23 protein-coding genes and 1 tRNA gene are annotated in these 20,983 nt (G+C 35.8%); 17 read left to right on the top strand and 7 right to left on the bottom strand.

All coding sequences use genetic code 11. From position 1 onward, the window contains the following. Window positions 1–274: 274 nt before the first annotated feature. The 3 genes from ACQH1W_RS05255 to ACQH1W_RS05245 all read left to right on the top strand — a co-directional run bounded on the left by ACQH1W_RS05255 (window position 275) and on the right by ACQH1W_RS05245 (window position 2,533). Window positions 275–1,552, top strand: a complete 1,278-nt coding sequence (locus ACQH1W_RS05255; RefSeq protein WP_341763431.1) for an APC family permease — start codon at window positions 275–277, stop codon at window positions 1,550–1,552. Beyond that, on the top strand, window positions 1,553–2,398 hold the full coding sequence (locus tag ACQH1W_RS05250; protein ID WP_341762557.1) for a M23 family metallopeptidase: 846 nt from the start codon (window positions 1,553–1,555) through the stop codon (window positions 2,396–2,398). 58 nt (window positions 2,399–2,456) lie between these two features. After that, window positions 2,457–2,533, top strand: a tRNA-Arg gene (locus ACQH1W_RS05245). Here the strand turns inward: ACQH1W_RS05245 and ACQH1W_RS05240 are convergent. The 4 genes from ACQH1W_RS05240 to ACQH1W_RS05225 all read right to left on the bottom strand — a co-directional run bounded on the left by ACQH1W_RS05240 (window position 2,492) and on the right by ACQH1W_RS05225 (window position 4,887). After that, window positions 2,492–4,060, bottom strand: coding sequence for a recombinase family protein (locus ACQH1W_RS05240; protein WP_375333249.1), 1,569 nt, complete (start codon window positions 4,058–4,060; stop codon window positions 2,492–2,494). The genes ACQH1W_RS05245 and ACQH1W_RS05240 overlap by 42 nt on opposite strands. A gap of 84 nt (window positions 4,061–4,144) precedes the next feature. Beyond that, window positions 4,145–4,345 (bottom strand): hypothetical protein, encoded by a 201-nt coding sequence (locus ACQH1W_RS05235; RefSeq protein WP_375332811.1) that lies wholly within the window; start codon window positions 4,343–4,345, stop codon window positions 4,145–4,147. A 10-nt stretch (window positions 4,346–4,355) separates the two neighbouring features. After that, window positions 4,356–4,655 (bottom strand): hypothetical protein, encoded by a 300-nt coding sequence (locus tag ACQH1W_RS05230; protein WP_375332812.1) that lies wholly within the window; start codon window positions 4,653–4,655, stop codon window positions 4,356–4,358. Further along, the gene (locus tag ACQH1W_RS05225; protein ID WP_375332813.1) at window positions 4,648–4,887 is read right to left on the bottom strand and encodes a hypothetical protein; all 240 of its coding nucleotides are present in this window, start codon (window positions 4,885–4,887) and stop codon (window positions 4,648–4,650) included. Before ACQH1W_RS05225 ends, ACQH1W_RS05230 begins: the two co-directional genes overlap by 8 nt. Window positions 4,888–5,208: 321 nt before the next feature. Here ACQH1W_RS05225 and ACQH1W_RS05220 point away from each other — a divergent pair, with 321 nt between their 5' ends. The 11 genes from ACQH1W_RS05220 to ACQH1W_RS05170 all read left to right on the top strand — a co-directional run bounded on the left by ACQH1W_RS05220 (window position 5,209) and on the right by ACQH1W_RS05170 (window position 15,692). Continuing rightward, window positions 5,209–5,685, top strand: coding sequence for a hypothetical protein (locus ACQH1W_RS05220; RefSeq protein ID WP_425360977.1), 477 nt, complete (start codon window positions 5,209–5,211; stop codon window positions 5,683–5,685). Next, on the top strand, window positions 5,682–6,503 hold the full coding sequence (locus ACQH1W_RS05215; RefSeq protein ID WP_425360976.1) for an ATP-binding protein: 822 nt from the start codon (window positions 5,682–5,684) through the stop codon (window positions 6,501–6,503). The genes ACQH1W_RS05220 and ACQH1W_RS05215 overlap by 4 nt, the downstream gene beginning before the upstream one ends. A 2-nt stretch (window positions 6,504–6,505) precedes the next feature. Continuing rightward, complete coding sequence (locus tag ACQH1W_RS05210) at window positions 6,506–7,042, top strand: hypothetical protein (protein WP_425360975.1); 537 nt, start codon at window positions 6,506–6,508, stop codon at window positions 7,040–7,042. Window positions 7,043–7,044: 2 nt separating this feature from the next. Next, window positions 7,045–7,815 (top strand): hypothetical protein, encoded by a 771-nt coding sequence (locus ACQH1W_RS05205; protein ID WP_375332818.1) that lies wholly within the window; start codon window positions 7,045–7,047, stop codon window positions 7,813–7,815. Continuing rightward, window positions 7,800–10,070: an AAA family ATPase gene (locus tag ACQH1W_RS05200; RefSeq protein ID WP_425360974.1), complete on the top strand. Its 2,271-nt coding sequence runs from the start codon at window positions 7,800–7,802 to the stop codon at window positions 10,068–10,070. Before ACQH1W_RS05205 ends, ACQH1W_RS05200 begins: the two co-directional genes overlap by 16 nt. A 715-nt stretch (window positions 10,071–10,785) precedes the next feature. Continuing rightward, window positions 10,786–11,274, top strand: a complete 489-nt coding sequence (locus tag ACQH1W_RS05195) for a DUF6456 domain-containing protein (RefSeq protein ID WP_425360973.1) — start codon at window positions 10,786–10,788, stop codon at window positions 11,272–11,274. A 394-nt stretch (window positions 11,275–11,668) separates the two neighbouring features. After that, a complete protein-coding gene (locus ACQH1W_RS05190; RefSeq protein WP_375332821.1) occupies window positions 11,669–12,112 on the top strand; it encodes a hypothetical protein in 444 nt (147 codons plus the stop codon). A gap of 20 nt (window positions 12,113–12,132) precedes the next feature. Beyond that, window positions 12,133–12,717 carry a hypothetical protein gene (locus ACQH1W_RS05185; protein ID WP_425360972.1) on the top strand — a complete coding sequence of 195 codons (585 nt, stop codon included), beginning with the start codon at window positions 12,133–12,135 and terminating at the stop codon, window positions 12,715–12,717. A gap of 314 nt (window positions 12,718–13,031) precedes the next feature. Then, window positions 13,032–13,259, top strand: coding sequence for a type II toxin-antitoxin system Phd/YefM family antitoxin (locus ACQH1W_RS05180; RefSeq protein WP_375332823.1), 228 nt, complete (start codon window positions 13,032–13,034; stop codon window positions 13,257–13,259). Between the two features lie 87 nt (window positions 13,260–13,346). Continuing rightward, entirely contained in the window at window positions 13,347–13,811 is a 465-nt protein-coding gene (locus ACQH1W_RS05175; protein ID WP_425360940.1) for a hypothetical protein, read from the top strand. A 33-nt stretch (window positions 13,812–13,844) separates the two neighbouring features. Next, window positions 13,845–15,692 carry a phage terminase large subunit family protein gene (locus ACQH1W_RS05170; protein WP_425360941.1) on the top strand — a complete coding sequence of 616 codons (1,848 nt, stop codon included), beginning with the start codon at window positions 13,845–13,847 and terminating at the stop codon, window positions 15,690–15,692. Between the two features lie 17 nt (window positions 15,693–15,709). Here the strand turns inward: ACQH1W_RS05170 and ACQH1W_RS05165 are convergent, their stop codons facing one another. Continuing rightward, complete coding sequence (locus ACQH1W_RS05165) at window positions 15,710–16,201, bottom strand: hypothetical protein (RefSeq protein WP_341763221.1); 492 nt, start codon at window positions 16,199–16,201, stop codon at window positions 15,710–15,712. A gap of 352 nt (window positions 16,202–16,553) precedes the next feature. Here ACQH1W_RS05165 and ACQH1W_RS05160 point away from each other — a divergent pair, with 352 nt between their 5' ends. From ACQH1W_RS05160 to ACQH1W_RS05150, 3 genes are read left to right on the top strand one after another with little or no spacing between them, the layout of a single operon-like run. Then, the gene (locus ACQH1W_RS05160; RefSeq protein WP_375332826.1) at window positions 16,554–17,102 is read left to right on the top strand and encodes a hypothetical protein; all 549 of its coding nucleotides are present in this window, start codon (window positions 16,554–16,556) and stop codon (window positions 17,100–17,102) included. Continuing rightward, a complete protein-coding gene (locus ACQH1W_RS05155) occupies window positions 17,099–18,565 on the top strand; it encodes a phage portal protein (protein ID WP_375332827.1) in 1,467 nt (488 codons plus the stop codon). Before ACQH1W_RS05160 ends, ACQH1W_RS05155 begins: the two co-directional genes overlap by 4 nt. Continuing rightward, window positions 18,522–20,405, top strand: a complete 1,884-nt coding sequence (locus ACQH1W_RS05150) for a phage major capsid protein (RefSeq protein WP_375332828.1) — start codon at window positions 18,522–18,524, stop codon at window positions 20,403–20,405. Before ACQH1W_RS05155 ends, ACQH1W_RS05150 begins: the two co-directional genes overlap by 44 nt. Here the strand turns inward: ACQH1W_RS05150 and ACQH1W_RS05145 are convergent, their stop codons facing one another. Both ACQH1W_RS05145 and ACQH1W_RS05140 read right to left on the bottom strand, forming a co-directional pair. Next, window positions 20,406–20,705, bottom strand: a complete 300-nt coding sequence (locus tag ACQH1W_RS05145; protein WP_341760864.1) for a type II toxin-antitoxin system RelE/ParE family toxin — start codon at window positions 20,703–20,705, stop codon at window positions 20,406–20,408. Continuing rightward, window positions 20,698–20,973 carry a type II toxin-antitoxin system ParD family antitoxin gene (locus ACQH1W_RS05140; protein ID WP_341760865.1) on the bottom strand — a complete coding sequence of 92 codons (276 nt, stop codon included), beginning with the start codon at window positions 20,971–20,973 and terminating at the stop codon, window positions 20,698–20,700. The genes ACQH1W_RS05145 and ACQH1W_RS05140 overlap by 8 nt, the downstream gene beginning before the upstream one ends. Window positions 20,974–20,983: the final 10 nt, after the last annotated feature.

Genomic DNA, 20,983 nt, shown 5'->3' with positions numbered 1-20,983 from the left:
TCACTAGTATGTCATTTTTAGCAATGGCGGAAATCTATAATATCTAATAGCCTTTGCAGGCTATTTTTTGGATTCCTGCTTTTAGCTAGGAATGACCTACTCATGATCTACGCTGGCAAAGCTATATGCGATCGTAAGAAACAACAATATAATTGTCGAATATAATATATTGCTTGCAAAAACTTGAAAATTGATAGATCAGTTTTCAAGTTTTTATTTTTTTATGTAAAGTTTATGATTATTACATCTTAAGGATTATATGTCACAAGATTACATGTCACAAAAGCTTGGTTTTTGGTCAGTTTTGGGTTTAGTTATTGGTAGCCAACTTGGCACTGCTATTTTGATATTGCCGGCAGGTTTAGCCCCATTTGGTATTTTTAGTTTAGTTGGATGGATAGTATCTTCCTGTGGTGCCATAATAATAGCACTTTTATTTGGTATACTTTGTGCACGATTTCCACAAACAGGTGGACCTCATGTTTATTTAAAGCAGGCATTTGGCAATGATGTAGCATTCTTTACTGGCTGGACTTATTGGATTATTTCATGGGTTAGTACAGCTGTAGTAGTTATTTCAGCTGTTACATATTTAACACCTTTAATTGGTGTGCGTAATAGTTTTATATGCTTAATTCTGCAAATATTATTGTTATTTGCTGTTATGTTACTAAACTTTAAAGGTATAGGAGTAGCGGGGCGTGCTGAATTTATACTAGCAATGTTAAAATTTATTCCATTAATAATAATACCAGTTGTAGCATTATATCAGTTTGATAGTAATAATTTTGTTATGGATAAGAGAATAACTAATTTAACTTTTTCTCAAATTCTTGGTGAAGTAACGTTACTGACATTTTGGGGATTTATTGGTGTAGAGTCAGCAACTGCTCAGGCTGGTTCAGTAATTAACCCATCAAAAACAATACCAAGAGCAATAGTAATGGGTACACTCTGTGTGGCTATTTTATACCTTATTAATAGTATTGGAATAATTGGTTTAATTCCACGAGAAGATTTGATACATTCTAACGCCCCTTATGTAGATGCTACTCAAATAATTTTTAGCGGTCAGTGGCATCTACTTATTTCTTTGCTTGCTTCAATTATTTGCATTGGAACGTTAAATGCTTGGGTATTAATCAGCGGACAAATTGCTTTAGGATTAGCACAAGACGGTTTAATGCCATCTTTTTTTGCTAAGAAAAATAAAAATGGAGCACCAATTTGGAGTTTGTTTGTAAGTTGCATTGGAATATTATTATTATTGATTAGTACAACAAATGAAGATTTGTCAGAACAAGTTACCGCAATAATTAGTTTTTCAGTTATCTCTTTTTTATTTGTATATCTAGCCTGTAGTGTAGCTTTTTTAAAATTACTGCTAGCAAAGTTAGAAGAATCTTCACTATATAAATGGTTAATTGCCTTCGGATCAATTGCTTTTTGCCTATGGATTATTTGTGAGACACCATTAAAGGTCATAATACCAGCTATCTCATTTATATTAAGCGGAATACCGGTTTATTTTCTTTGGTATAAAAGGCAATAAATGCTTAAATTTTGTATATTGTTGTTAACTATACTATTATTACAAGGATGTAGCTCTTCATCTACCAACAAGACGCTTTTAACTGTTACCGCTCAGCAATTACAAAAAGATCATAAACTAAATCACGGCACTTTAATTATACAATATAATTTAGCAGCACTAAGTAAAAATAACTGCATCTATGCAAAAGATTTTGGTCTTATTATTAATGATAGCCAATATAATAAGGTTTTTTTACAAAAATTTAAAGCCAGCTGTGCTGAGAATATTAATAACCAAGCAATGATCAGGTCAACCAAGATTAAGGACTTGCTACTAAAATTAAATTGTAAGTATAAGTTCTTATCCCAAGAAGAATTACGACTTGTTCAAAAAGCTAGTAATAAAAATAGTTCCCATAATATTAATGAGCTAGCACAATTAAATAAGCTAACTACTACTATTCCTATAATGTTACCACAATATAATAACGTAAAGATTACCAGTCATTACGGCGTACGCAAACACCCTAGGAAAAAACAAAAAAAATTCCACTGTGGGACAGACTTAAAAGGCTATAGTAGCTCTCCTATTTATGCCTCTGCTGATGGAATAATTACTACCATAAGGCGAGAACGTGCTTATGGAAATTTAATAGAAATAAAACATTCAAATAAATTTATCACTAAATATGCTCACTTGAGAAAAATACATGTAAAAGAAGGAGATATGGTTATAAAAGGTCAAATGATTGGGCTTCAAGGGAATAGTGGCAATAGTACTGGGGAACATTTACATTTTGAGATTTGGCTTAATAATAAACATGTCAATCCTTTTGATTTTGTGTCACACGCTTGTAACTGTTGAAAATTTTGCTATAATAGACCTCATTGTCTAATGATTAATCTTCAAAAACAGTAAAAAAGAAGCCGTAGCTCAGCAGGATAGAGCGAGCGATTCCTAATCGCTAGGTCGGAGGTTCGAATCCCCCCGGTTTCGCCATTCTCCGATTTCAGTGCATTTTACGAATGCGTCAAACGGTGGACGCAAGGTATAGTCTAGCTTCTGACCGTTTAGTTTGAGGTTCGAAAATACAAGATTTAACAATTTGCGTTTTTTCTCAATATTCGAACCTTTAAAGGTTTCTAACGCTCCGGAAGCCAGTTCTACTAGGTTAATCAAGAGTTCTGAAAATTTATCATCAGCATAATTATGGTTTTCTATTTCTCTCATGATATCTTCACGTTTTTGTATTAATTGCTGACGTTTTTCTTCATGATCTTCCTTGCTAATATCACCGTCTAAAAATAAATCAGTTAACCTATCCATACGAGTTTTAATCTTAGTATGTTCAGTATGTAGCTCTCCTATACGCATTTTATGAAAACCTTGCTCTATTTTTGCTGAGTTTTTAATATAACCAATTACTTCAGCTAACAATTCAGGCTCTAAATGGAGTGTTGCTAGTACTTGCTCAACTTCTTGTAGTATTATTTCTTCTTTCACGTATATTCTTTTATTAGGATTATCAGGATGCCATCCTAGTAAATATATCCACTCTGCTGTGCTACCATTAGGATAAGTCTTCTTCTTAGTATCAGCAGTGATCACACGACCAGTAACAGCACATTTTATCAATCCTCTAAATATATATTCTTTTTCTCCATATTTAAACGGTTTTTTATTCCAACCAAGGCGTACTGCTTGACAAGCATCAAATAACTCCTTACTAATGATTGATGGATAAATATGCGGGTATTCTTTTTTAGTTTTTAGGACTCGCATTACTCCGTAATAAAATGGATTTGTAATAATAGAATGAAGATGAGAATGACACAAATAACCTTGATGACCTCTAGAATTACGCAGCCCCCATTCTTTGGTTTTCTCTAGTATTTCGGGAAGAGTATGACTACCTGTAGCATATGTTTCAAATATTTTTTTTATTAAATGTGAGCGTTCATGATCAACTATTATTTGCCCCTTACCTCGATCGTTACTATTACTACTTTTTATATGCAAATAACCAATGGGAGCAGTGCTTATCCATTCTCCTTGACGTAGTTTTTGAGCTATACTGCGGTTTACGTTATCTCTAAGACTGTCAACGTAATTTTGAGCCATCATTACAAACATATTCCATACCATCCTATCTTGCGAAGTAGAATGCTTATGGATAATACAATTTTCCGTGTAAAAATGTAGTTCGATTTTTGCTCTTTCAATTAGATCATTTAGTAGAGGGGTTTCTTTATAACTACGTTGTAATCGATCAACTTTATCTGCAACTACTGCTATAACCTCTTTTTGTTTTTTAGCAAAGTCTATAGCTTCCTGAAACTTTTTACGATTACCTACTGTTGACGACTCCGAGAATTCAAATATTCTTAGAATTGCTAAACCTTTACGCATACAATATTCTTGCAATCGGTATTTTTGTGCTTCAATAGAGTAGCCATCTTCTTGTTCTTTTGTTGAAACGCGAGCAAGTAAAATAGCTTTAACAGCTTTTAATGGTTTTTCTATCATATTTTCTATCTCCAATTAACATAGTTGTTTTAACAGAAGATTTAACTTAAATTCTCTTAATAGTCAATTTATTTCTATCTTATTCTATCTATGATTAAAATGAAGCAAGATTTTAACAAATTCTATCAAATTCCTAGCTGCCGTATGTGCTTCAACGTCGGATAATTTGCCGTTATATTTTACTCTAATTTTGTTAACTATCGATTCATATAATTCATCTTTACTCCTTTTATCTTGGTTGATATGTGAGTGTTGTTTGTATGCTGTCGTTGGTTTTTTGTCCATTATTCTTTCCTTAATTATATTTCGATAAAATTAAATCCAGCAATGCTAAGCTATCAGCTTCATTATGGTCTTCTGTAGTAAAACCTTTGCGTTTAACTGCCTTAATTACTTCCTGTTTTGAAGCATTGCCTTTACCTGTAAATTGCTTAAAGCGTAAATATGGCATGCCTCCTCCTTCAAATCGCTTTAGCTTGAAAGTGACTGTACCAAAGGTAATACGATCTGTTGGATCTCGTATTGTCCAGTCTAGAGTAGTGCCAAGGTCAAATGCTAGGATAGTTTGAAGACCGTGTTTAATGTCATTAGTCATCTTGTTTTAATTCCTTTAATAATTCTTGTTCAAGAAATTCACCCGTAGTTCCGTAAAAATCATTTGGTGTTACAGCTCCTCGAGTAGTTATAAAAATCTTCAACATAATTTTTTCTCTTGGAATAGCTGCTTCATAAAGATATCTGTAAATATGGGCATGAGTTGTTTCAAATAAGCGAGCAGCTGCAGTAGGCTTTATTTTATTTACTGACATCCAAGTTGAAAGTTTCATAATCTTATTAATTTTAATTGTAGGTTATAAAACCTAGCTAATTGTTATGTATAAAAAAGTATTTCTTGTTAAATAAAAAGTTCTGCATACGAGTTTTAGAAACGTACTGAGTCATGGACTGATTTCTAATTATGGATACTGTAATTTAAAATTATAAATCTGTGGAAAAATGTTATTTTAAATAACTAAGTTAAAGAGCTTTTTGCTTGATCTATGCTAGATATCCGGTTTAAACAAGTTATTTTTAATAACTTAAGGTTGCAAAAATTGAAAATTCAAGGAATCCTATTAAGACCGTTTTATATTTCAAATAGGAGATTAATGATGAATAAAGATACTGTTTTACATGTACCAATTGGTTCGCTGGCAAAATACCAAATACAAGATTTATACCAGTTATTGCAGCAAGTATCAGAGCAACTTGAGCAAGCAAAAAAAACTAGAGAATGGCTTTTGTCTGCCATTAGCTTAAAGTATGGCGAACATGTTAGAGCTAAAAGGCTACGACTTGAGAAGGATACGGGCATTATACATCTCGAGGATCATGGCTTTAAGATTAGTTGTGATGTTGTTAAGAAGGTTCAATGGGATCAGCAAAAGTTGGCAAAGATTGTTACTGATATCTTAATTAACGGAGGAAATTTAAGTGACTTCATTGAAACCTACTACAATATCTCAGAGGCTAAGTATAACAGCTGGTCTAGCACAATTAAGAACATTTTTGAACCTGCTCGAACTTTAAAGTTGAATAAGCCGATCTATAAACTAAACAGACTGGCTCAGGAGGTAGTATTATGAGCAAGCTACCTATTATCAGTGCCGATGAACGTTTAGCTGAAACAAGAGGTATTAAGGGCTGTATTTTTGGTGGTTACGGAGTAGGTAAAACCAGTTTACTTTGGACATTGCCAAAAGATAACACTTTATTCCTTGATCTAGAGGCAGGTGATTTAGCAGTAGAAGGTTGGCAAGGAGATACTATTAGACCTCGCACTTGGCAAGAATGTCGAGACCTTGCAGTATTTATTGGTGGTGCTAATCCAGCAGTTCGTGATGGTTTTATTTACAGTAATGCTCATTATCAAGATGTTTGCAAACGCTTTGGGGAAGCTGCAATGTTGGATAAATATCAGACTATCTTCATTGATTCCATTACTGTTGCAGGTCGATTGTGCTTGCAATGGTGTAAGGGACAGCCACAGGTAATTAGCGATAAAACCGGCAAAGAAGATATGCGTTCAGCCTATGGGCTGCATGGACAAGAAATGATTATCTGGCTTACTACTTTGCAGCATAGCAGAAGTAAGAATATTTGGTTTGTTGGAATTTTAGAGGAAAAATTTGATGATTTAAACCGCAAAAATTTTGCTCTGCAAATAGATGGTAGCAAAACGGCAAATGAGCTGCCGGGCATAGTTGATCAGGTCATTACTATGGCAGAGCTTAAAGCACAAGATAACTCAACTTACCGAGCTTTTATTAACCATACCAACAATCCATATGGCTACCCTGCTAAAGACCGATCAGGCAAATTAGCAATGATCGAACCAGCTGACCTTGGCAAATTAATGGAAAAAATTAAATCAGGAACAAGAATAACAACAGGAGGAAAATAATCATGAGCTTTTACGATTTCAATAATATTGAACAGTTTAATTTTGAACTAATCCCAGCTGGGACTATAGCTAAGGTTGCTTTACGAATTAAGATGGGCGGTTATGATGACCTAGAACAAGGTTGGACTTCGGGTTATGCTACTCAGAATTTAGCAAGCGGGGCTGTTTACCTTAACTGTGCATTTACAATTTTACAAGGGAAATTAGATGAAAAATATATAGGTTACAAAATATGGCAACTAATTGGTCTTTACAGCGAGAAAAACAATAATCGCTGGGGTGCTATGGGTCGCAGTTTTATCCGCTCTATCTTAAATTCAGCTAAGGGGTTTAGTGATAAGGATAATTGTGAAGCTGCACAAACTGCTAGAAAAATTGACAGTTTTGCTGACCTTAATGGACTGGAGTTTGTGGTTAAAATAGATGTTGAACAAGATCAGGAAGGCAATAAGAGAAACGTGATTAAATGTGCCATTGGTCTAGAACATAAGGATTATGCTGCTGTAATGGGTCTTAGTAATATACCAAGTTGGGGCTGATTATGCTGGATTTTAATAGACCAATCAATACACCTGTCAGTAGTACTATTAATGAGCAGTTGAATCTATTGCTAGACCAAGCTTTAACATTAGAGAGAAAAACGCTGCCAAAACGTAAGTATTTAGGTGCTTCTAGCCTTGGTCATCCTTGTAGTAGAGCGTTGCAGTATGAATATCTTAGTGCTGTACATCATGAAACTTCAGGCTTTAGCGGTCAAACACTTCGTATCTTTGAAGCCGGGCATTTGTTTGAAGAACTAGCGGCAAGATGGTTACGCCTAGCTGGATTTGAGCTGATTACTGTTGATGACAACGGTAAGCAATTTGGTTTTATGGCAGCTGATACTCGAATAGCTGGGCATATCGATGGGATTATTAAGACTGCTCCTAGCGGAATAAATATTACCTGTCCTGCCTTATGGGAAGCAAAATCAATGAACAATAGAGCGTGGAAAGAAACTGCAAAAAAAGGGCTAACCTTGTCTAAGCCGCTCTATGCTGCTCAGATTGCTTTGTACCAAGCTTATATGACAGAGACTATTCCTAGTATTTCAAAGAATCCATGCTTATTTACAGCTGTTAACAAAGATAATGCAGAAATTTACCACGAATTAATACCGTTTGACGGGGAACTTGCCCAAAAAATGATTGATAAGGCAGTAAATATTATCAGGGCTATAGAAGCTGATGAATTACTGCCAAGGGCTTTTACCAGCAAGGATTATTTCGAGTGTAAAATGTGCCATTACCAAGATAAATGTTGGGGTTCATAAATATAGAGAAAACTATGGTTCAACCATCTAAAGATTATTTAAAAACTTACTTTTACGTAGTATTTGGCTATTTAGAAGGTTTTATACCATTTAGGTCTTTTGCTGAAAAGGGCAATAACAACAGCCGACCACCAAGTAACACTTGGATAAAAGCTGATGATGAGGTAGTAGAGCATGCTGCTAACTTTGCAAAGCTAGCTAATCAACGAAGCTCTGCTTTTTATGTTGTCCCCGGTACTGTTGCTAAAGTTGGAGTAGCTGGTAGTATTGATGTCATCCAAATGCAAACATTGCTTATTGATATTGATGAAGGTGATACTGAACGTAAACTAACTGATTTAACTGCAGCTTTAGGTGAGCCAACTATGGTTGTTGAGTCTGGAGGTACTACTGATTTAGGTCATGCCAAGCTACATATTTACTGGCAGTTAACCAAGGCAGTAACAGGTGATGATTTGCAAAAGCTTCTAAAACTTAGATACCAAATTGCCCTAGCTTTCGGTGGTGATACTCACTTTAAGTCAGCTCATCAACCAATTAGAGTTGCTGGCTCAGTTTACCATAAAGGGGGTAAGCATCATCTAGTTAAGATTAGGTCGTATAATCCAGTAGAATATGAAATAGAAGAGCTAATAACACGTGCTAGCTATCTTCCTACATTGAATAGTAATGTTGTTGTAGATGCTTTAAAACCTCAAAATAATAATACATTGCCTTTTGATAGTTTACTAACCAACAAAGTTTATGAGGGAGGCAATGGTGAGTGTACTCGGTTTAACCATTTAAGTCGGGTAATTGGCTATTGGCTACGACGCTGTCATGATGGATTAATTAGCGAAGATAAGGCTATTGAGGAAATTCATAGCTATAACCTATCTAATGTAATTCCTTCTTGGTCTCTCGAAAAAATCAAACAGACAGTTAATGGTCTTTGGAAGTTGCATTTGCAAAAATATGGCGAACCGAAAAAGGTAAACTGTAAAGAAAATAGCAAATTGCCTATAATTAAAAGCTTTTCATTTGAGTCTCTTTTAGGGGACAAAAGTAGTCTACCTGAAGACCTAATTGCCCCACGTATTTTAACACTAGGTGGCATGCTTGTGTTTGGTGGTTCACCTAAAGTTGGCAAAAGCGACTTTTTGTTGTCACTACTCGTGCATATGGCAGCTGGTCGGGAATTTATTGGCTTTGTGCCACCAAGACCACTGAGGATTTTCTATTTTCAGGCAGAAATTGGTTATCATTACTTGCGGGAGCGACTGCAAAATATGCAATTATCAGAAGAGTTAATTAATCTAGCTAAAGATAATTTATACATTACTCCAAATTCAAAGTTGAGTTTGGATGAAAAAACGATAGAGGCGTTGGCTGAACATATTAAGCAGGTATTTCCTGATAAACTAGACATTATCGCAATTGACCCTATTCGTAATGTTTTTGATGGCGGCAGAAATGGAGCTACTGAAAATGACAATGATGCGATGTTATTTTTTCTGCAAAAGAGGATTGAGTTACTAAGAGACCAAGTAAATCTAGATGCTGGTATTATACTAGTGCATCACACTAAAAAAATCACTAAAACTCAGTTTGACGAAGATCCCTTTCAAGCTTTTAGCGGTGCTAGTAGTTTGCGTGGTTACTACACCGCTGGTACTTTGTTATATAAGCCTGATCTTGAAAGCAACGACCGCCACCTGATCTTTGAGTTACGTAATGGTAAGGAGATACCAACTAAAAGCATTTGTAAGAAAAATGGACAATGGGTGGAAGAATCTATTGCAAATAATAAAAGAATAGCATTTAAAAAAAGTGGTTTGTTATTTGATAGAGAACGACAGAGAAGGGTTACGGTGATCCTCAATTTGCTTGAATCTGAAGCTATCAAAGGCAAGTTTTATTTAATGAAGCAATTTGGTGAAAAGTTTCGTAATACTAATGATTTAGGAAATAAAAGAGCTATTTGTGATGATTGTTCTGCAGCTGCTACTAAAGGACTTATTAAGTTTTTTGATAATCCAAAAGATTATGGATTAAAACTTGTCAAAGAAGGGAAAGCAAATTTTGGTTTTATGTGTACTGAAGGGATGAGAATGTATTTAGGTGAATATATAGATGCCAATACTGATGAAATATCCAAAAACTATAAGGTAATATTACCCACACATTATAAACGTGACGGTGATGGCAAAAAAGATGAGGTACTTAATCCTAAAAATTGGCACATAGATTTAGAAGAAAGCATGAGGATTAAATGAAGATAAAATACGGAACAAAAAATTGCCAAAAAAACAAAAGTGCAGCAAAGATGCAGAAATTAAAAGATGCAGAAAAAAAACTGCTCTTTTGGACTACCTGCAAACCCTTATATTACAAGGCCTTCAGGGGATATTAAAAATGCAGTAAAGAAGCAGTAAAAACGCACTGCTCTTTTGGAATATTTGCAAAACTTTTTAAAAGACTGGCTTGTATAGAATTTAAAAAGTGCAGCAAAGATGCAGAAATTTTAAAGACGCAGCAAAAAACACTGCTTTTTTGGACTACCTGCAAACCCTTATATTACAAGGTTTTCAGGGGATATTAAAAGTGCAGTAAAGAAGCAGTAAAAACGCACTGCTCTTTTGGAAAATACTACAAACCCTTATACTATAAGGCTTTCAGGGGATAGCAAAAATGCATTTAAAAACGCAGCAAAGATGCAGTAAAAAAGCACTGCTTTTTTGGATTACCCGCAAACCCTTTTAGAAACTGGGATACAAGGCAGGTCAAAAAAGCAGTACGCTTTTAAATAAAAATGCGTTTTTGGACTACCCGCAAGACCTTATACTACAAGGCTTTCAAGGTAGGTCAAAAAAGCAGGATTTTACATATATATAAATATATATAGCAGACTTATAAAAAGTCTGCCGTAGATATATATTTTTGCTTCTGCTGGCAAAGTGAATCTGCAATAATTTTTACAAGGTAACAAACATGAAACATCATAAAACTGAAAGAACAGAATTAAACAAATTCGACAAAAGACCAATAGCTAGGTTTTATCGCTGTTGGCTGGAGGATGAGGCAAATGGAGTAGCAGAAGGTAAGAGGCATGGGATCAACCATGAGCAGTTTAGGGCAGCTGATCGTTTGGCTTGTAATTACCAAAGAACAACCATGTTTGGTGGTAGCGGTATAATCCAAATTGAGGCAAACAAAGACTTTAGCAAAATGCTGGGGTTGGAGAGGCAAGTACAGGCAGCTCGCATTCATCAACGAATATTTGCTAAGCTTGGTAGGAAGTCACAGGAGATAGTTGAGCATTTTTGCTTACTGGAGCTGCCGTTGCGGCAATTTGAGCTAAAGCAAATACCACAGTGGCCTAAAGGTGCGGGCAGCACTAGATTACGTGAGGCACTAGATGATTTGATTGAGGTTTATCGGCAAGAGGGGCTAAAGAATTCTAGCAAAAGTGTAACTTAAAGTAACATTTTTTGCCTTGAAAGCATTATAACTCTAAGGGTGAGTAGTAACTTGCAGTAACTTTTAGTTTTAGGCTATTGCAAGCTGGTAAACCTTAGGGTATAATGAAAGGTAATAATGGGATAGTAGGTTTGGTAGCTTGGCGTAAGGGTAAAAGAGGAATAAATGACGATAACAAGAGAAGAAAAAACAAAGAAGCTGGCAAGAATTTTGGCAAAATGTAACTTAAAATAACATTTTTTGCCTTGAAAGCACCATAACTCTAAGGGTGAGTAGTAACTTACAGTAACTTTTAATTAAAAACTATTGCAAGCTGGTAAACCTTAGGGTATAATAAAAGGCAATAATGGGATAGTAAGCTTGGTAGCTTGGCGTAAGGGAAAAAGAGGAATAAATGGCAGTAACGAGAGAAGAAAAAACCAATAGCAAACTGCAGCAATTGTTAGCACCAGTAGCAATTAATGCAGATAAACTTGATGTAGAGGCGGTGGATGTATCAGGTTTTGAAAGTGGTATTTTTACGGTAACGGTAGGAGCAGCTGACGTGAATCCGAATGATGACAAACATGTACAAATCAGGTTGCAACATTCAAACGACAATGTTAACTTTACTGATTGCCTTGATACAGAGATTATAGGAGCTGTGCTTGGGGATAATACTGGCACTTTCGCTTACCTTAAAACTAGACCTGATAATGCTACTACTTTTATGGCAGGTTATATTGGTGATAAGAGGTTTGTAAGACCAGCAATTAAAGTAACAGGTGACCTTGGAGAGGGGGTTTTAATGGGTGTTGCTGCAATATTGCACTGTCCTAAATATCGTCCGGTAGTTTAAAAATTAGAAAGGTTGCAGTTATGAGTTTTACTATTGATGTGAGAAGTGATATAAACAAGATAGCCCGTTATATGGATAATATCGAGAAGAAACAGCTACCGTTTGCAGTTAACTTGACTCTGAATAAAATAGCATTGCTTGTGCAAGAACAAATCTGCAAAAGAGTACCAATCATATTCAATAACAGTAAAAAATGGTGGGACAAACACCAAAGAACTGGTATCAAGGTGGCATTTGCTAGTAAATATGCCTTAGTATCTGCTGTTTATACCAAGGCTCATTTTGCCTACATTCAGGAAGAAGGTGGCATTAAAGTGTCATATCGTGGCAGTATGATTGCTGTACCAACTAGTAATGTACCAAAAAAGCAAAGAAGTTCAAAAGCTTTGAGAGATCAACAGGGGAATAGAAGTATATTTAAACTTGGCAAATCTATTTATCATAGGGTTAGTAGTCAAAGACTGGAAAAGCTATATAGCCTAACCCATGAAGCTAAAGTTAACCCAAGATTTGGGTTTAAGGCTACAGCAGTTAATACTTTTAATAGCCTCTTTGATAAGGTGTTTACGATTTCTTTTAACTTTGCCTTAGACACAGCAAAATAAAGGAGACAGAAGCAATTTAACAAATAGTATGGAAAAAACGAAACGAAACAAGGTACTTTCTAAGCTTGTCGAACCTGGGTGACTGACCACCCCGCCCCTTGCCTAGCGATAAAAATTTTTGGTATATTTCGTTTCTTTTAATTTAACAAAAGTTCTGTAACCCTCTAAATATAAGACTCTTACATTTAATGAGCTGTAGTAAAAAACGAAATTAAGTATAAACTTGTAAGCCATATATCTATTTTTAAACATTGTCTATACATATAATAAAATTTAGTTTAATCTTAATTTTTAAGAAGCATTAGAGAAAAGAAATGCAAATAGCAAGTATACATGAAGCGAAAATTCATTTTTCTGACTTAATTAAAAAAGTTCAAGAAGGAGAAGAAGTAATTATTTGCAAAGCAGGCAGACCAACAGTTAAAATAATAAAATATAATGCTTTATCAATTCCACGTAAAGCCGGAGCATGGAAAGGAAAAATAAAAATTGCTAAAGATTTTGATCAATTGCCACAAAACTTATTTAACTATAATTACTAGAGATAATAAAATAACTCAATATTCAGTTCCTATTATTATTGCATAAGTATAATTTTAAGAATTGTTTTTTAAAATAAACCAAGTTTAATGAATAACCATAAAGTATCAGACATTGCCAAAGCTTTGCAATTAAGTGAACGTAGAGTGCAACAATTGGTTAAGGAAGCTATACTGCCTGCTCCAGTAGCTGGTAAGTATGATTTAGCTGACTGCATAAAGTCTTATGCACGATATCTTGAATCAAGACCAGTTGGCAAAAATACCTCTGATAATTTAAACGCCCAAAAACTACGCTTACTCAAGGCTCAAGCTGATAAAGCAGAATTAGAAGTACAAATACTGGAAGGCAAATACTTAGCTAGCAGTGAGGTGGAGCTTCATTGGTCTAATTTGATCATTGACTTTAGAGCTAGGATGCTAAGTCTTCCAAACAATATAGCTAGGCAAATAATAGTACTTGATAATGATTTTATAGCCATTGTGCATTGCTTAGAGGCGGAGATACATAAGGCACTTTTGGAACTTAGCAATTATGGGACTGTTGTAAACTGATTCAAAAAATTTTCATCTTGCAACAATCCCATTATGCCAACAAGCCAAATAATTTGGAGTCAGATTACCAAGAAAATAGCCAAACTAGTAGCACCACCACCAAAGTTAAGCGTAAGCCAGTTGGCTGATAATTACCGTAAGCTGTCAAGTGAGTCTTCGGCTGAGCCGGGCAGCTGGCATACTAGTAAGACTCCGTATCAGCGTGAAATCATGGATGCAGTAAATGATCCTAAAATAGAGATGATCGTAGTAATGTCATCAGCACAAGTTGGTAAAACCGAAGTGATCAATAATATTGTTGGCTATCATATTCATCAAGACCCAGCACCAATGCTGATAGTGCAACCTACTGAAAAGCTAGCAGAAAGCTGGTCAACGGATCGTTTAACTCCTATGCTGCGTGATAGTGAGGTGTTTAAGAACTTAGTCAAAGACCCAAAAAGTAGAGATTCCGGCAATAAGATCTTATACAAGCGTTTTCCGGGTGGACACATTACCATGGCTGGTAGTAACTCACCTTCTTCACTGGCAAGCAGGCCAGTCAGGATTGTGCTATGTGATGAGGTAGATCGTTATCCTGCTAGTAGTGGTTCAGAAGGAGATCCAGTTAATTTAGCCAAGAAAAGAGCCACAACTTTTTGGAATAGAAAAATTATTTTAACTTCAACTCCAACTATCAAATATTTTAGCAGAATAGAACTGGCTTATCTGCAAAGTGATCAAAGACGTTATTATGTTCCATGTAAATTATGCGGTGAGTACCAAACCTTAAAATGGTCTCAAATACGATGGCCTAAAGACAAACCTGAAGAAGCACATTATATTTGTGAGGTAAATGGCTGCATTCTGCACGATAATGATAAAATGTCGATGCTACAGCGTGGTAAGTGGATATCTGAAGCTAAAGGAGAAAGTAACAACATTGCTGGTTTTCATATAAGCGAGATCTATTCGCCTTGGGTTACTTGGGCTAGAATGACGGCAGAATTCCTGAAAGCGAAAATGATGCCTGAAACCTTAAAGACTTGGGTTAATACCAGTCTTGGTGAAACTTGGGAGGAAGGAGGAGATAAGGTAGATGAAACTTCACTATTGTCGAGAAAAGAAAATTGGGGCAATGTTGTACCTAACGGGGTTGTTATTATTACTGCTGGTGTAGACGTACAAAATGATCGACTTGAAGTGGAAATAGTTGGTTGGGGTGTAAAAGAAGAAAGCTGGTCGCTTGATTATAGAGTAATCTATGGTGATCCTGCTAGGAGTGAGATATGGGATGATCTTGATAATATCCTAGAGCAGAACATTAAACACCAAAGCGGCATTAACCTTAGGATTGCCTCAGTTTGTGTTGATTCAGGCGGTCATCACACCCAAGCAGTTTATGCTTACTGTAAGAAAAGACAGTTACGTAGGATATTTGCCATAAAGGGTTCATCAATAGCAGGTAAAGTCTTGGTTAGTAGACCATCAATTGCCAATAGAATGCGAGTTAAGTTGTTTTCCATTGGCACTGATACAGCCAAAGAAATGATCTACAGCCGATTAAAGATTACTGAACTAGGACCGGGATATTGTCATTTCCCAATAAATTATGACGCTGAATATTTTAAACAGCTAACGGCAGAGAAAGTCGTTACTTATTATAATAAAGGCTTTCCAACTCGCAAATGGGAGAAGCCAGCTGGTAAACGTAATGAGGCACTTGATTGTAGGGTTTATGCCTTAGCAGCTTTGTACATACTAAACCCAAATTTAGAACTTTTAGCAAATAAAATGCTTGAGCAAACAGCAAAAGTAGAAGTTAAAGAAACTGAGAAAAAGCTGAGTTTAAACTTTATCAAGCCAATCAGAAAAACAACTAGCTTTGTCAAAAATTGGTAAATTTAAATCCTGAAATATTATGCATTGCCGCCTTTATGTAATTCTTCATCATCGAAATCTATTGTTGCTTTAGCAGCATGCATTATAACGTTAAAATATGAGAAGCAGAATTTTAATAAATAATGCTCAGTTATTATGTTAGTTGCTAAAAAATTATCAAATTTATCTTTTTCAGTATTGGCAGTATGCAATATATTTTCTTGAATATAAAGCCTATTAATCAGCTTAGCTTCTAATAAAGTAGTAATTACCACCCAAGTTACGAAATAACAAATATTACCAAATATACTGTCATCGATGATTAGATTGATAGGACTATTATAATTATTTTGTTTGCTTACTGTATAAATTAATTCGCGAAGTATACTGTCATCGTATTTATTTGGTGCGTCGATAATTTTTATTATTGTAAAATTATTTTCCTTACAAAAATTGATCAAAGATTGCCTTATGAGTTCAAAACGGGCATGTGATGAATATAATAAGATAATGGCTTGTTGGTTGTTCATATGCGATCCCTTCTCTAATGTTTTAATAATTAAGAGTTTTGATCGCCAAAGATAAAATGATAAAAGAAAATTTTATAGGTTATATATATCTTGGCGATCGGGAAGTTCGCAGAAACCGTCAACAGCCGGTATGGTAGCCTTTAGGCTTGAAGTTTACACCACAAGCCTTGAACATACGCTACCACCCCCCCGATCATAATAATCAAGGAACAACATTTTCGGTTGTTGTATACCGCTGTTGATAGGGGCTGCGAAACCCCAAAATAACCTTGCAGTTATTTCACTTTTAATTTTAAACTACAGTTAGCAAAAGTCAACAATAAGTTTTTTCAATTACTAATCATATCTTACGGTGATTTCTGAACCAACATCATTTATTGCAGGTGAAACTGTCGAATGGCAACGATATTTAAACAAATATCCTGCTGCTGAAGGTTGGAATTTGTCTTACAGCTTTCGTAATTATACCACTGGTTTTGACGTTGCTGCTATTGCTGAAGCAGATTATTACCTTGTGCTGCTAGGTTCTGAAACAACAGCTACTTATACAGCTGGTAATTATTGGTGGCAAGCGATGGTACATAAAGAGACTTTACGTTACATAATTGCTAAAGGTAATTTAGAAATTAAACCTAATTTAGCACTGCTTACAACTTATGATGGTCGCTCGCATGTTAAGAAGGTTTTAGATGCACTAGAGGCTACCATTGTTGGCAAGGCAAGCCGGGATCAATTGTCATATTCGATCAGTGGTCGTAGCCTGTCACGGTTAAGCCCAGCAGAATTACTAAAATGGCGTGATATTTACAAAGCTGAATATGCTAGAAATTTGCAAGAAGAAAGGATAAAGAATGGGCTTAGTTCAGGCAACCTGATTAAGGTTAGATTCAATAACCCATGAAGCTATTTGATTTCTTCAAAGGTAAATCGGTTATTAAGGAAAAGCGTAAATACGCAGCCGCTAGCATTAATCGCTTTACTAATGATTGGATTGCTGGAAACTTATCGGCAGATGCAGAGTTATATAGAGACCTCAAAACACTACGCAGCCGATCACGAGAACTTTGTATCAATAACGATTATGCTCGACGGTTTTTAAAAAGAACTTCTACTAATGTTATAGGTGCTAATGGCATACGGTTACAACTACGTGCCTCTAGTAATAGTGAAAATTTTCTGCAAGATAAAAATAATTATATCCTAGAACAATTTGATAACTGGAGCAAAAAAGGTATTTGTACGGTAGATGGTAGATTATCTTGGATAGATTGTCAAAAATTATTTCTAGAATCAGTGGCTCGTGATGGAGAGGTTATTATTCGTTTAGTCAAAGGCTTTGATAATGAGTTTGGTTTTGCTCTGCAGTTTATTGAAGCTGATCATTTGGACGAGGAGTTAAATGAAGCTCTACCGGATGGTGGATATATTCGTATGGGGATTGAATTTAATAAATGGAATAGACCTGTAGCCTATTATCTACTTACCTCCCATCCCGGTGAAATCTTTAAAAAATATGATAATAATAAGCAATACCAAAGAATTACTGCTAATGAGATTATTCATGGCTATATTTTAGAAAGACCTTCGCAAAGTAGAGGCGTGCCATGGATGCACAGTGCCATGTTACGTCTGCGGATGCTGGGGGCTTATGAGGAAGCAGAGCTGGTAGCAGCTAGAGTTGGTGCATCAAAAATGGGGTTTTTTGTTTCTCAAGATGGTAGTGGTTATCTTGGTCAAGATGATGGTTTTGGTAGCAAGATAATGGAAGCTGACCCCGGGACATTTGAACAACTGCCTGCTGGTATGGATGTGCGGCTATTTGACCCTAATCATCCAACAAGCAGCTTTGCTGATTTTGAGAAGTCAATACTCCGGGGAATTGCTAGTGGGCTGGATATTTCCTATGCAACCCTTGCCAATGATCTTGAGAATGTAAACTTTTCGTCAATTAGGCATGGTAGCCTAGAGGATCGTGATACTTGGCGTATGCTGCAAAATTGGGTGATAGAGCATTTTTGTAACTCGGTATTTGAGAACTGGTTATTAATGGCCATTACTACTGGTCGAATTAAAATACCGCTATCAGAATTTGATCAATACAACAAACCAATATGGCGAGCTAGAGGATGGGCTTGGGTTGATCCACTTAAAGAAAGCCATGCCAATCAAATTGCGATTGCTGAGAAAACTAAAACTAGGAGTCAAATAGCAGCAGATCAAGGTATGGATATAGATGAATTATTTCAGCAGATAGTATTTGAACAACAATTAGCTAAAAAATATGGCTTAGATTTAACATTAACAACTACCAACAAAGAAAATGAACAGCAAACAATTAGCACAGAAGAATCTAATGACGATTAAATGTAAAAGTGAAATGCTATACCGACATACGGTTTTAGGTCAACTACTTAGAGAAGATCGCAGTTTTGAACTGTCTTTTTCAAGCGAAGAACCAGTAGAGAGATTTTTTGGTCTTGAGATACTTGACCACAAACCTGAAAGCGTCAAGCTGGATTGGTTAAATTCTGGCCACGCTCCCCTACTTCTTGACCATGACCCAACTAAGCAAATTGGTATTGTTGAAGCTGCTGAAATAACTAGTGATGGTAAAGCTAGGGGCAAAATAAGGTTTGGTAAAAGTACTTTAGCTGAAGCAGCTTACCAAGACGTGCTAGATGGCATTAAAAGTAACATATCAGTAGGCTATTGTTATTTACCAAATGGCATAGTACTTGAGCAAGAGTCAAAAGGGGATAATCCTAACATTTATCGGATCAACAAATGGAAACCACTAGAAGTATCATTAGTATCAATACCAGCTGATCATACAGTAGGCATTGGTCGAAACCAACTAGAAATAATTGCTAATAATATGACTAATATGAGGGAAAACATGCAAAATGAAGTAATAGAAAATAGCCAACCACCGATTACCGTTAATACCGAACAAATTACCAAAGACATTAGGCAAAGTGAAGCTACTAGACTTAGTGAGATATTAACTATCGGTGATAAACATAATATGCACAATATGGCGATAGAATTTATTCGTGAGGGCAAAAGCATTGATGCTTTTAGGCAGAAGGTTCTAGAAACATTGAGCAACAATCCAATTATCAACACTACTTCACCAAAATCAGCTATTATCGGGATGAGTACAAAGGAAGCAAGAAGCTTCTCTATTTTAAGAGCCATTAGAGCAACGGTAACAGGCAATTGGAGTGATGCTGAGCTGGAAAAAGAAGCATCAATGGCAGTTGCTAAAAAAATTAATCGAGAGCCTTCTAGCTTTTTTGTACCTCTTGATGTCAATTTAGAACAAATAGAGCAAAGAAGTTATGTAAGCAGAACGCTGGAAAAATTATCAAATGTTGCCGGTGGTTACCTAGTTAGTACCGATTATCTAAGCAGCAATTTTATTGAACTGCTGCGTAACAAAATGCTTGTTAAGCAAATGGGAGCTAAAGTAATGAGCGGCTTGCATGGCGATGTAGCAATACCAAAACAAACTGGTGGAGCTACTACTTTTTGGGTATCAGAAGGGAGAAGCCCTGAGCATAGCGAGCAAGCCTTTGCCCAAGTAACACTCTCCCCTAAAAGCATTGCAGCTTACACTGATTTTACCCGCAAATTAGTGCTACAATCTAGTCCTGATATAGAAAATCTAGTACGCAGTGATCTTGCTACCGTTATTGCTCTTGAAATTGATCGGGCTGCGATAAGTGGTAGGGGCATTGGGGCTGAGCCATTAGGTATTCTTAACACAACTGGCATTGGTAATGTTACTTTTGATGACGATGATCCAATAAGTTGGGGTAAGATCGTAGACCTTGAAAGCCTAATTGCTGCAGGAAATGCTGATATTGGCACGCTTGGCTATTTATGTAATGCCAGCATACGGGGAATTTTAAAGCAAACAGAAAAAGCTGAAGGAACTGCCCAATTTGTTTGGGAAAGTAGTAGTGAGCTAGGTTTTGGTTACCTTAACGGCTATAGAGTTGGAACAACCAACCAAATACCAGCTGATACTATATTATTTGGCAATTTTGCTGATCTAATTATTGGACAATGGGGAGTGCTGGATGTATTAGTAGACCCTTACACTTTAGGAACTAGCGGTGGCATTAGAATAAGAGTCATGCAAGATGTAGACATTGCAGTTAGACACGCTGAGAGTTTTGCAGTACTAACTAGACAATAATTATAGGTAATTATTTTTGATATCACGATAAGAACTTATAACCCGCAAAATTTGCAATGGCTTTGTTTTAGGATTATATATTATGTAGTAGTTATAAACTAACCAAAAACGTACAGGTTTATCAGTTAAATCTTCACGTTTACTTCCAATGTCAGGATTTGCAGCTAGTTTAAAAAACGCTTGTTCAAAAAGATTGGCTATTTTTTCAGCAGCTTTGGGGTTATTTTTGGCGATATATAACCAAATATCCTTAATATCTTGCTCTGCTTGAACAGTTAAGCAAAAATTATTTTTACTCATGAGACTTTAATTTATCTTTACGAAAATTCCTGAAATTTTGTAGAGCTTGGTCACCTGAAATAACCTTACCTTCAGCTGCTTGGTCAAGACCTATTTGAATTTCCTGATTAAGCCACATTTTATAGTTTTCAAAACTAGTGTTGTGAGTTTCTGATTTAATAAGTAAACGTAATGCAGCTCTTATAACTTCACTGGAAGAATGATAAAAACCACTTTCTACCTGTTTATCTATATATTTTTCGAGTTCCGGTGTTAAGGACACATTCATAATTATCAGC

The sequence above is a fragment of the Candidatus Tisiphia endosymbiont of Stenodema calcarata genome (assembly GCF_964030695.1).
GTDB lineage: Bacteria > Pseudomonadota > Alphaproteobacteria > Rickettsiales > Rickettsiaceae > Tisiphia.
This window is presented reverse-complemented; position numbering and strand designations above follow the sequence as displayed.

What these genes read in the sequence shown, in the direction of transcription:
- ACQH1W_RS05255 (WP_341763431.1), top strand. Translation starts at nt 275, where the DNA reads ATGTCACAAAAGCTTGGTTTTTGGTCAGTTTTGGGTTTAGTTATTGGT.
- ACQH1W_RS05250 (WP_341762557.1), top strand. Translation starts at nt 1,553, where the DNA reads ATGCTTAAATTTTGTATATTGTTGTTAACTATACTATTATTACAAGGA.
- ACQH1W_RS05240 (WP_375333249.1), bottom strand. Translation starts at nt 4,060, where the DNA reads ATGATAGAAAAACCATTAAAAGCTGTTAAAGCTATTTTACTTGCTCGC.
- ACQH1W_RS05235 (WP_375332811.1), bottom strand. Translation starts at nt 4,345, where the DNA reads ATGGACAAAAAACCAACGACAGCATACAAACAACACTCACATATCAAC.
- ACQH1W_RS05230 (WP_375332812.1), bottom strand. Translation starts at nt 4,655, where the DNA reads ATGACTAATGACATTAAACACGGTCTTCAAACTATCCTAGCATTTGAC.
- ACQH1W_RS05225 (WP_375332813.1), bottom strand. Translation starts at nt 4,887, where the DNA reads ATGAAACTTTCAACTTGGATGTCAGTAAATAAAATAAAGCCTACTGCA.
- ACQH1W_RS05220 (WP_425360977.1), top strand. Translation starts at nt 5,209, where the DNA reads ATGATGAATAAAGATACTGTTTTACATGTACCAATTGGTTCGCTGGCA.
- ACQH1W_RS05215 (WP_425360976.1), top strand. Translation starts at nt 5,682, where the DNA reads ATGAGCAAGCTACCTATTATCAGTGCCGATGAACGTTTAGCTGAAACA.
- ACQH1W_RS05210 (WP_425360975.1), top strand. Translation starts at nt 6,506, where the DNA reads ATGAGCTTTTACGATTTCAATAATATTGAACAGTTTAATTTTGAACTA.
- ACQH1W_RS05205 (WP_375332818.1), top strand. Translation starts at nt 7,045, where the DNA reads ATGCTGGATTTTAATAGACCAATCAATACACCTGTCAGTAGTACTATT.
- ACQH1W_RS05200 (WP_425360974.1), top strand. Translation starts at nt 7,800, where the DNA reads ATGTTGGGGTTCATAAATATAGAGAAAACTATGGTTCAACCATCTAAA.
- ACQH1W_RS05195 (WP_425360973.1), top strand. Translation starts at nt 10,786, where the DNA reads ATGAAACATCATAAAACTGAAAGAACAGAATTAAACAAATTCGACAAA.
- ACQH1W_RS05190 (WP_375332821.1), top strand. Translation starts at nt 11,669, where the DNA reads ATGGCAGTAACGAGAGAAGAAAAAACCAATAGCAAACTGCAGCAATTG.
- ACQH1W_RS05185 (WP_425360972.1), top strand. Translation starts at nt 12,133, where the DNA reads ATGAGTTTTACTATTGATGTGAGAAGTGATATAAACAAGATAGCCCGT.
- ACQH1W_RS05180 (WP_375332823.1), top strand. Translation starts at nt 13,032, where the DNA reads ATGCAAATAGCAAGTATACATGAAGCGAAAATTCATTTTTCTGACTTA.
- ACQH1W_RS05175 (WP_425360940.1), top strand. Translation starts at nt 13,347, where the DNA reads ATGAATAACCATAAAGTATCAGACATTGCCAAAGCTTTGCAATTAAGT.
- ACQH1W_RS05170 (WP_425360941.1), top strand. Translation starts at nt 13,845, where the DNA reads ATGCCAACAAGCCAAATAATTTGGAGTCAGATTACCAAGAAAATAGCC.
- ACQH1W_RS05165 (WP_341763221.1), bottom strand. Translation starts at nt 16,201, where the DNA reads ATGAACAACCAACAAGCCATTATCTTATTATATTCATCACATGCCCGT.
- ACQH1W_RS05155 (WP_375332827.1), top strand. Translation starts at nt 17,099, where the DNA reads ATGAAGCTATTTGATTTCTTCAAAGGTAAATCGGTTATTAAGGAAAAG.
- ACQH1W_RS05150 (WP_375332828.1), top strand. Translation starts at nt 18,522, where the DNA reads ATGAACAGCAAACAATTAGCACAGAAGAATCTAATGACGATTAAATGT.
- ACQH1W_RS05145 (WP_341760864.1), bottom strand. Translation starts at nt 20,705, where the DNA reads ATGAGTAAAAATAATTTTTGCTTAACTGTTCAAGCAGAGCAAGATATT.
- ACQH1W_RS05140 (WP_341760865.1), bottom strand. Translation starts at nt 20,973, where the DNA reads ATGAATGTGTCCTTAACACCGGAACTCGAAAAATATATAGATAAACAG.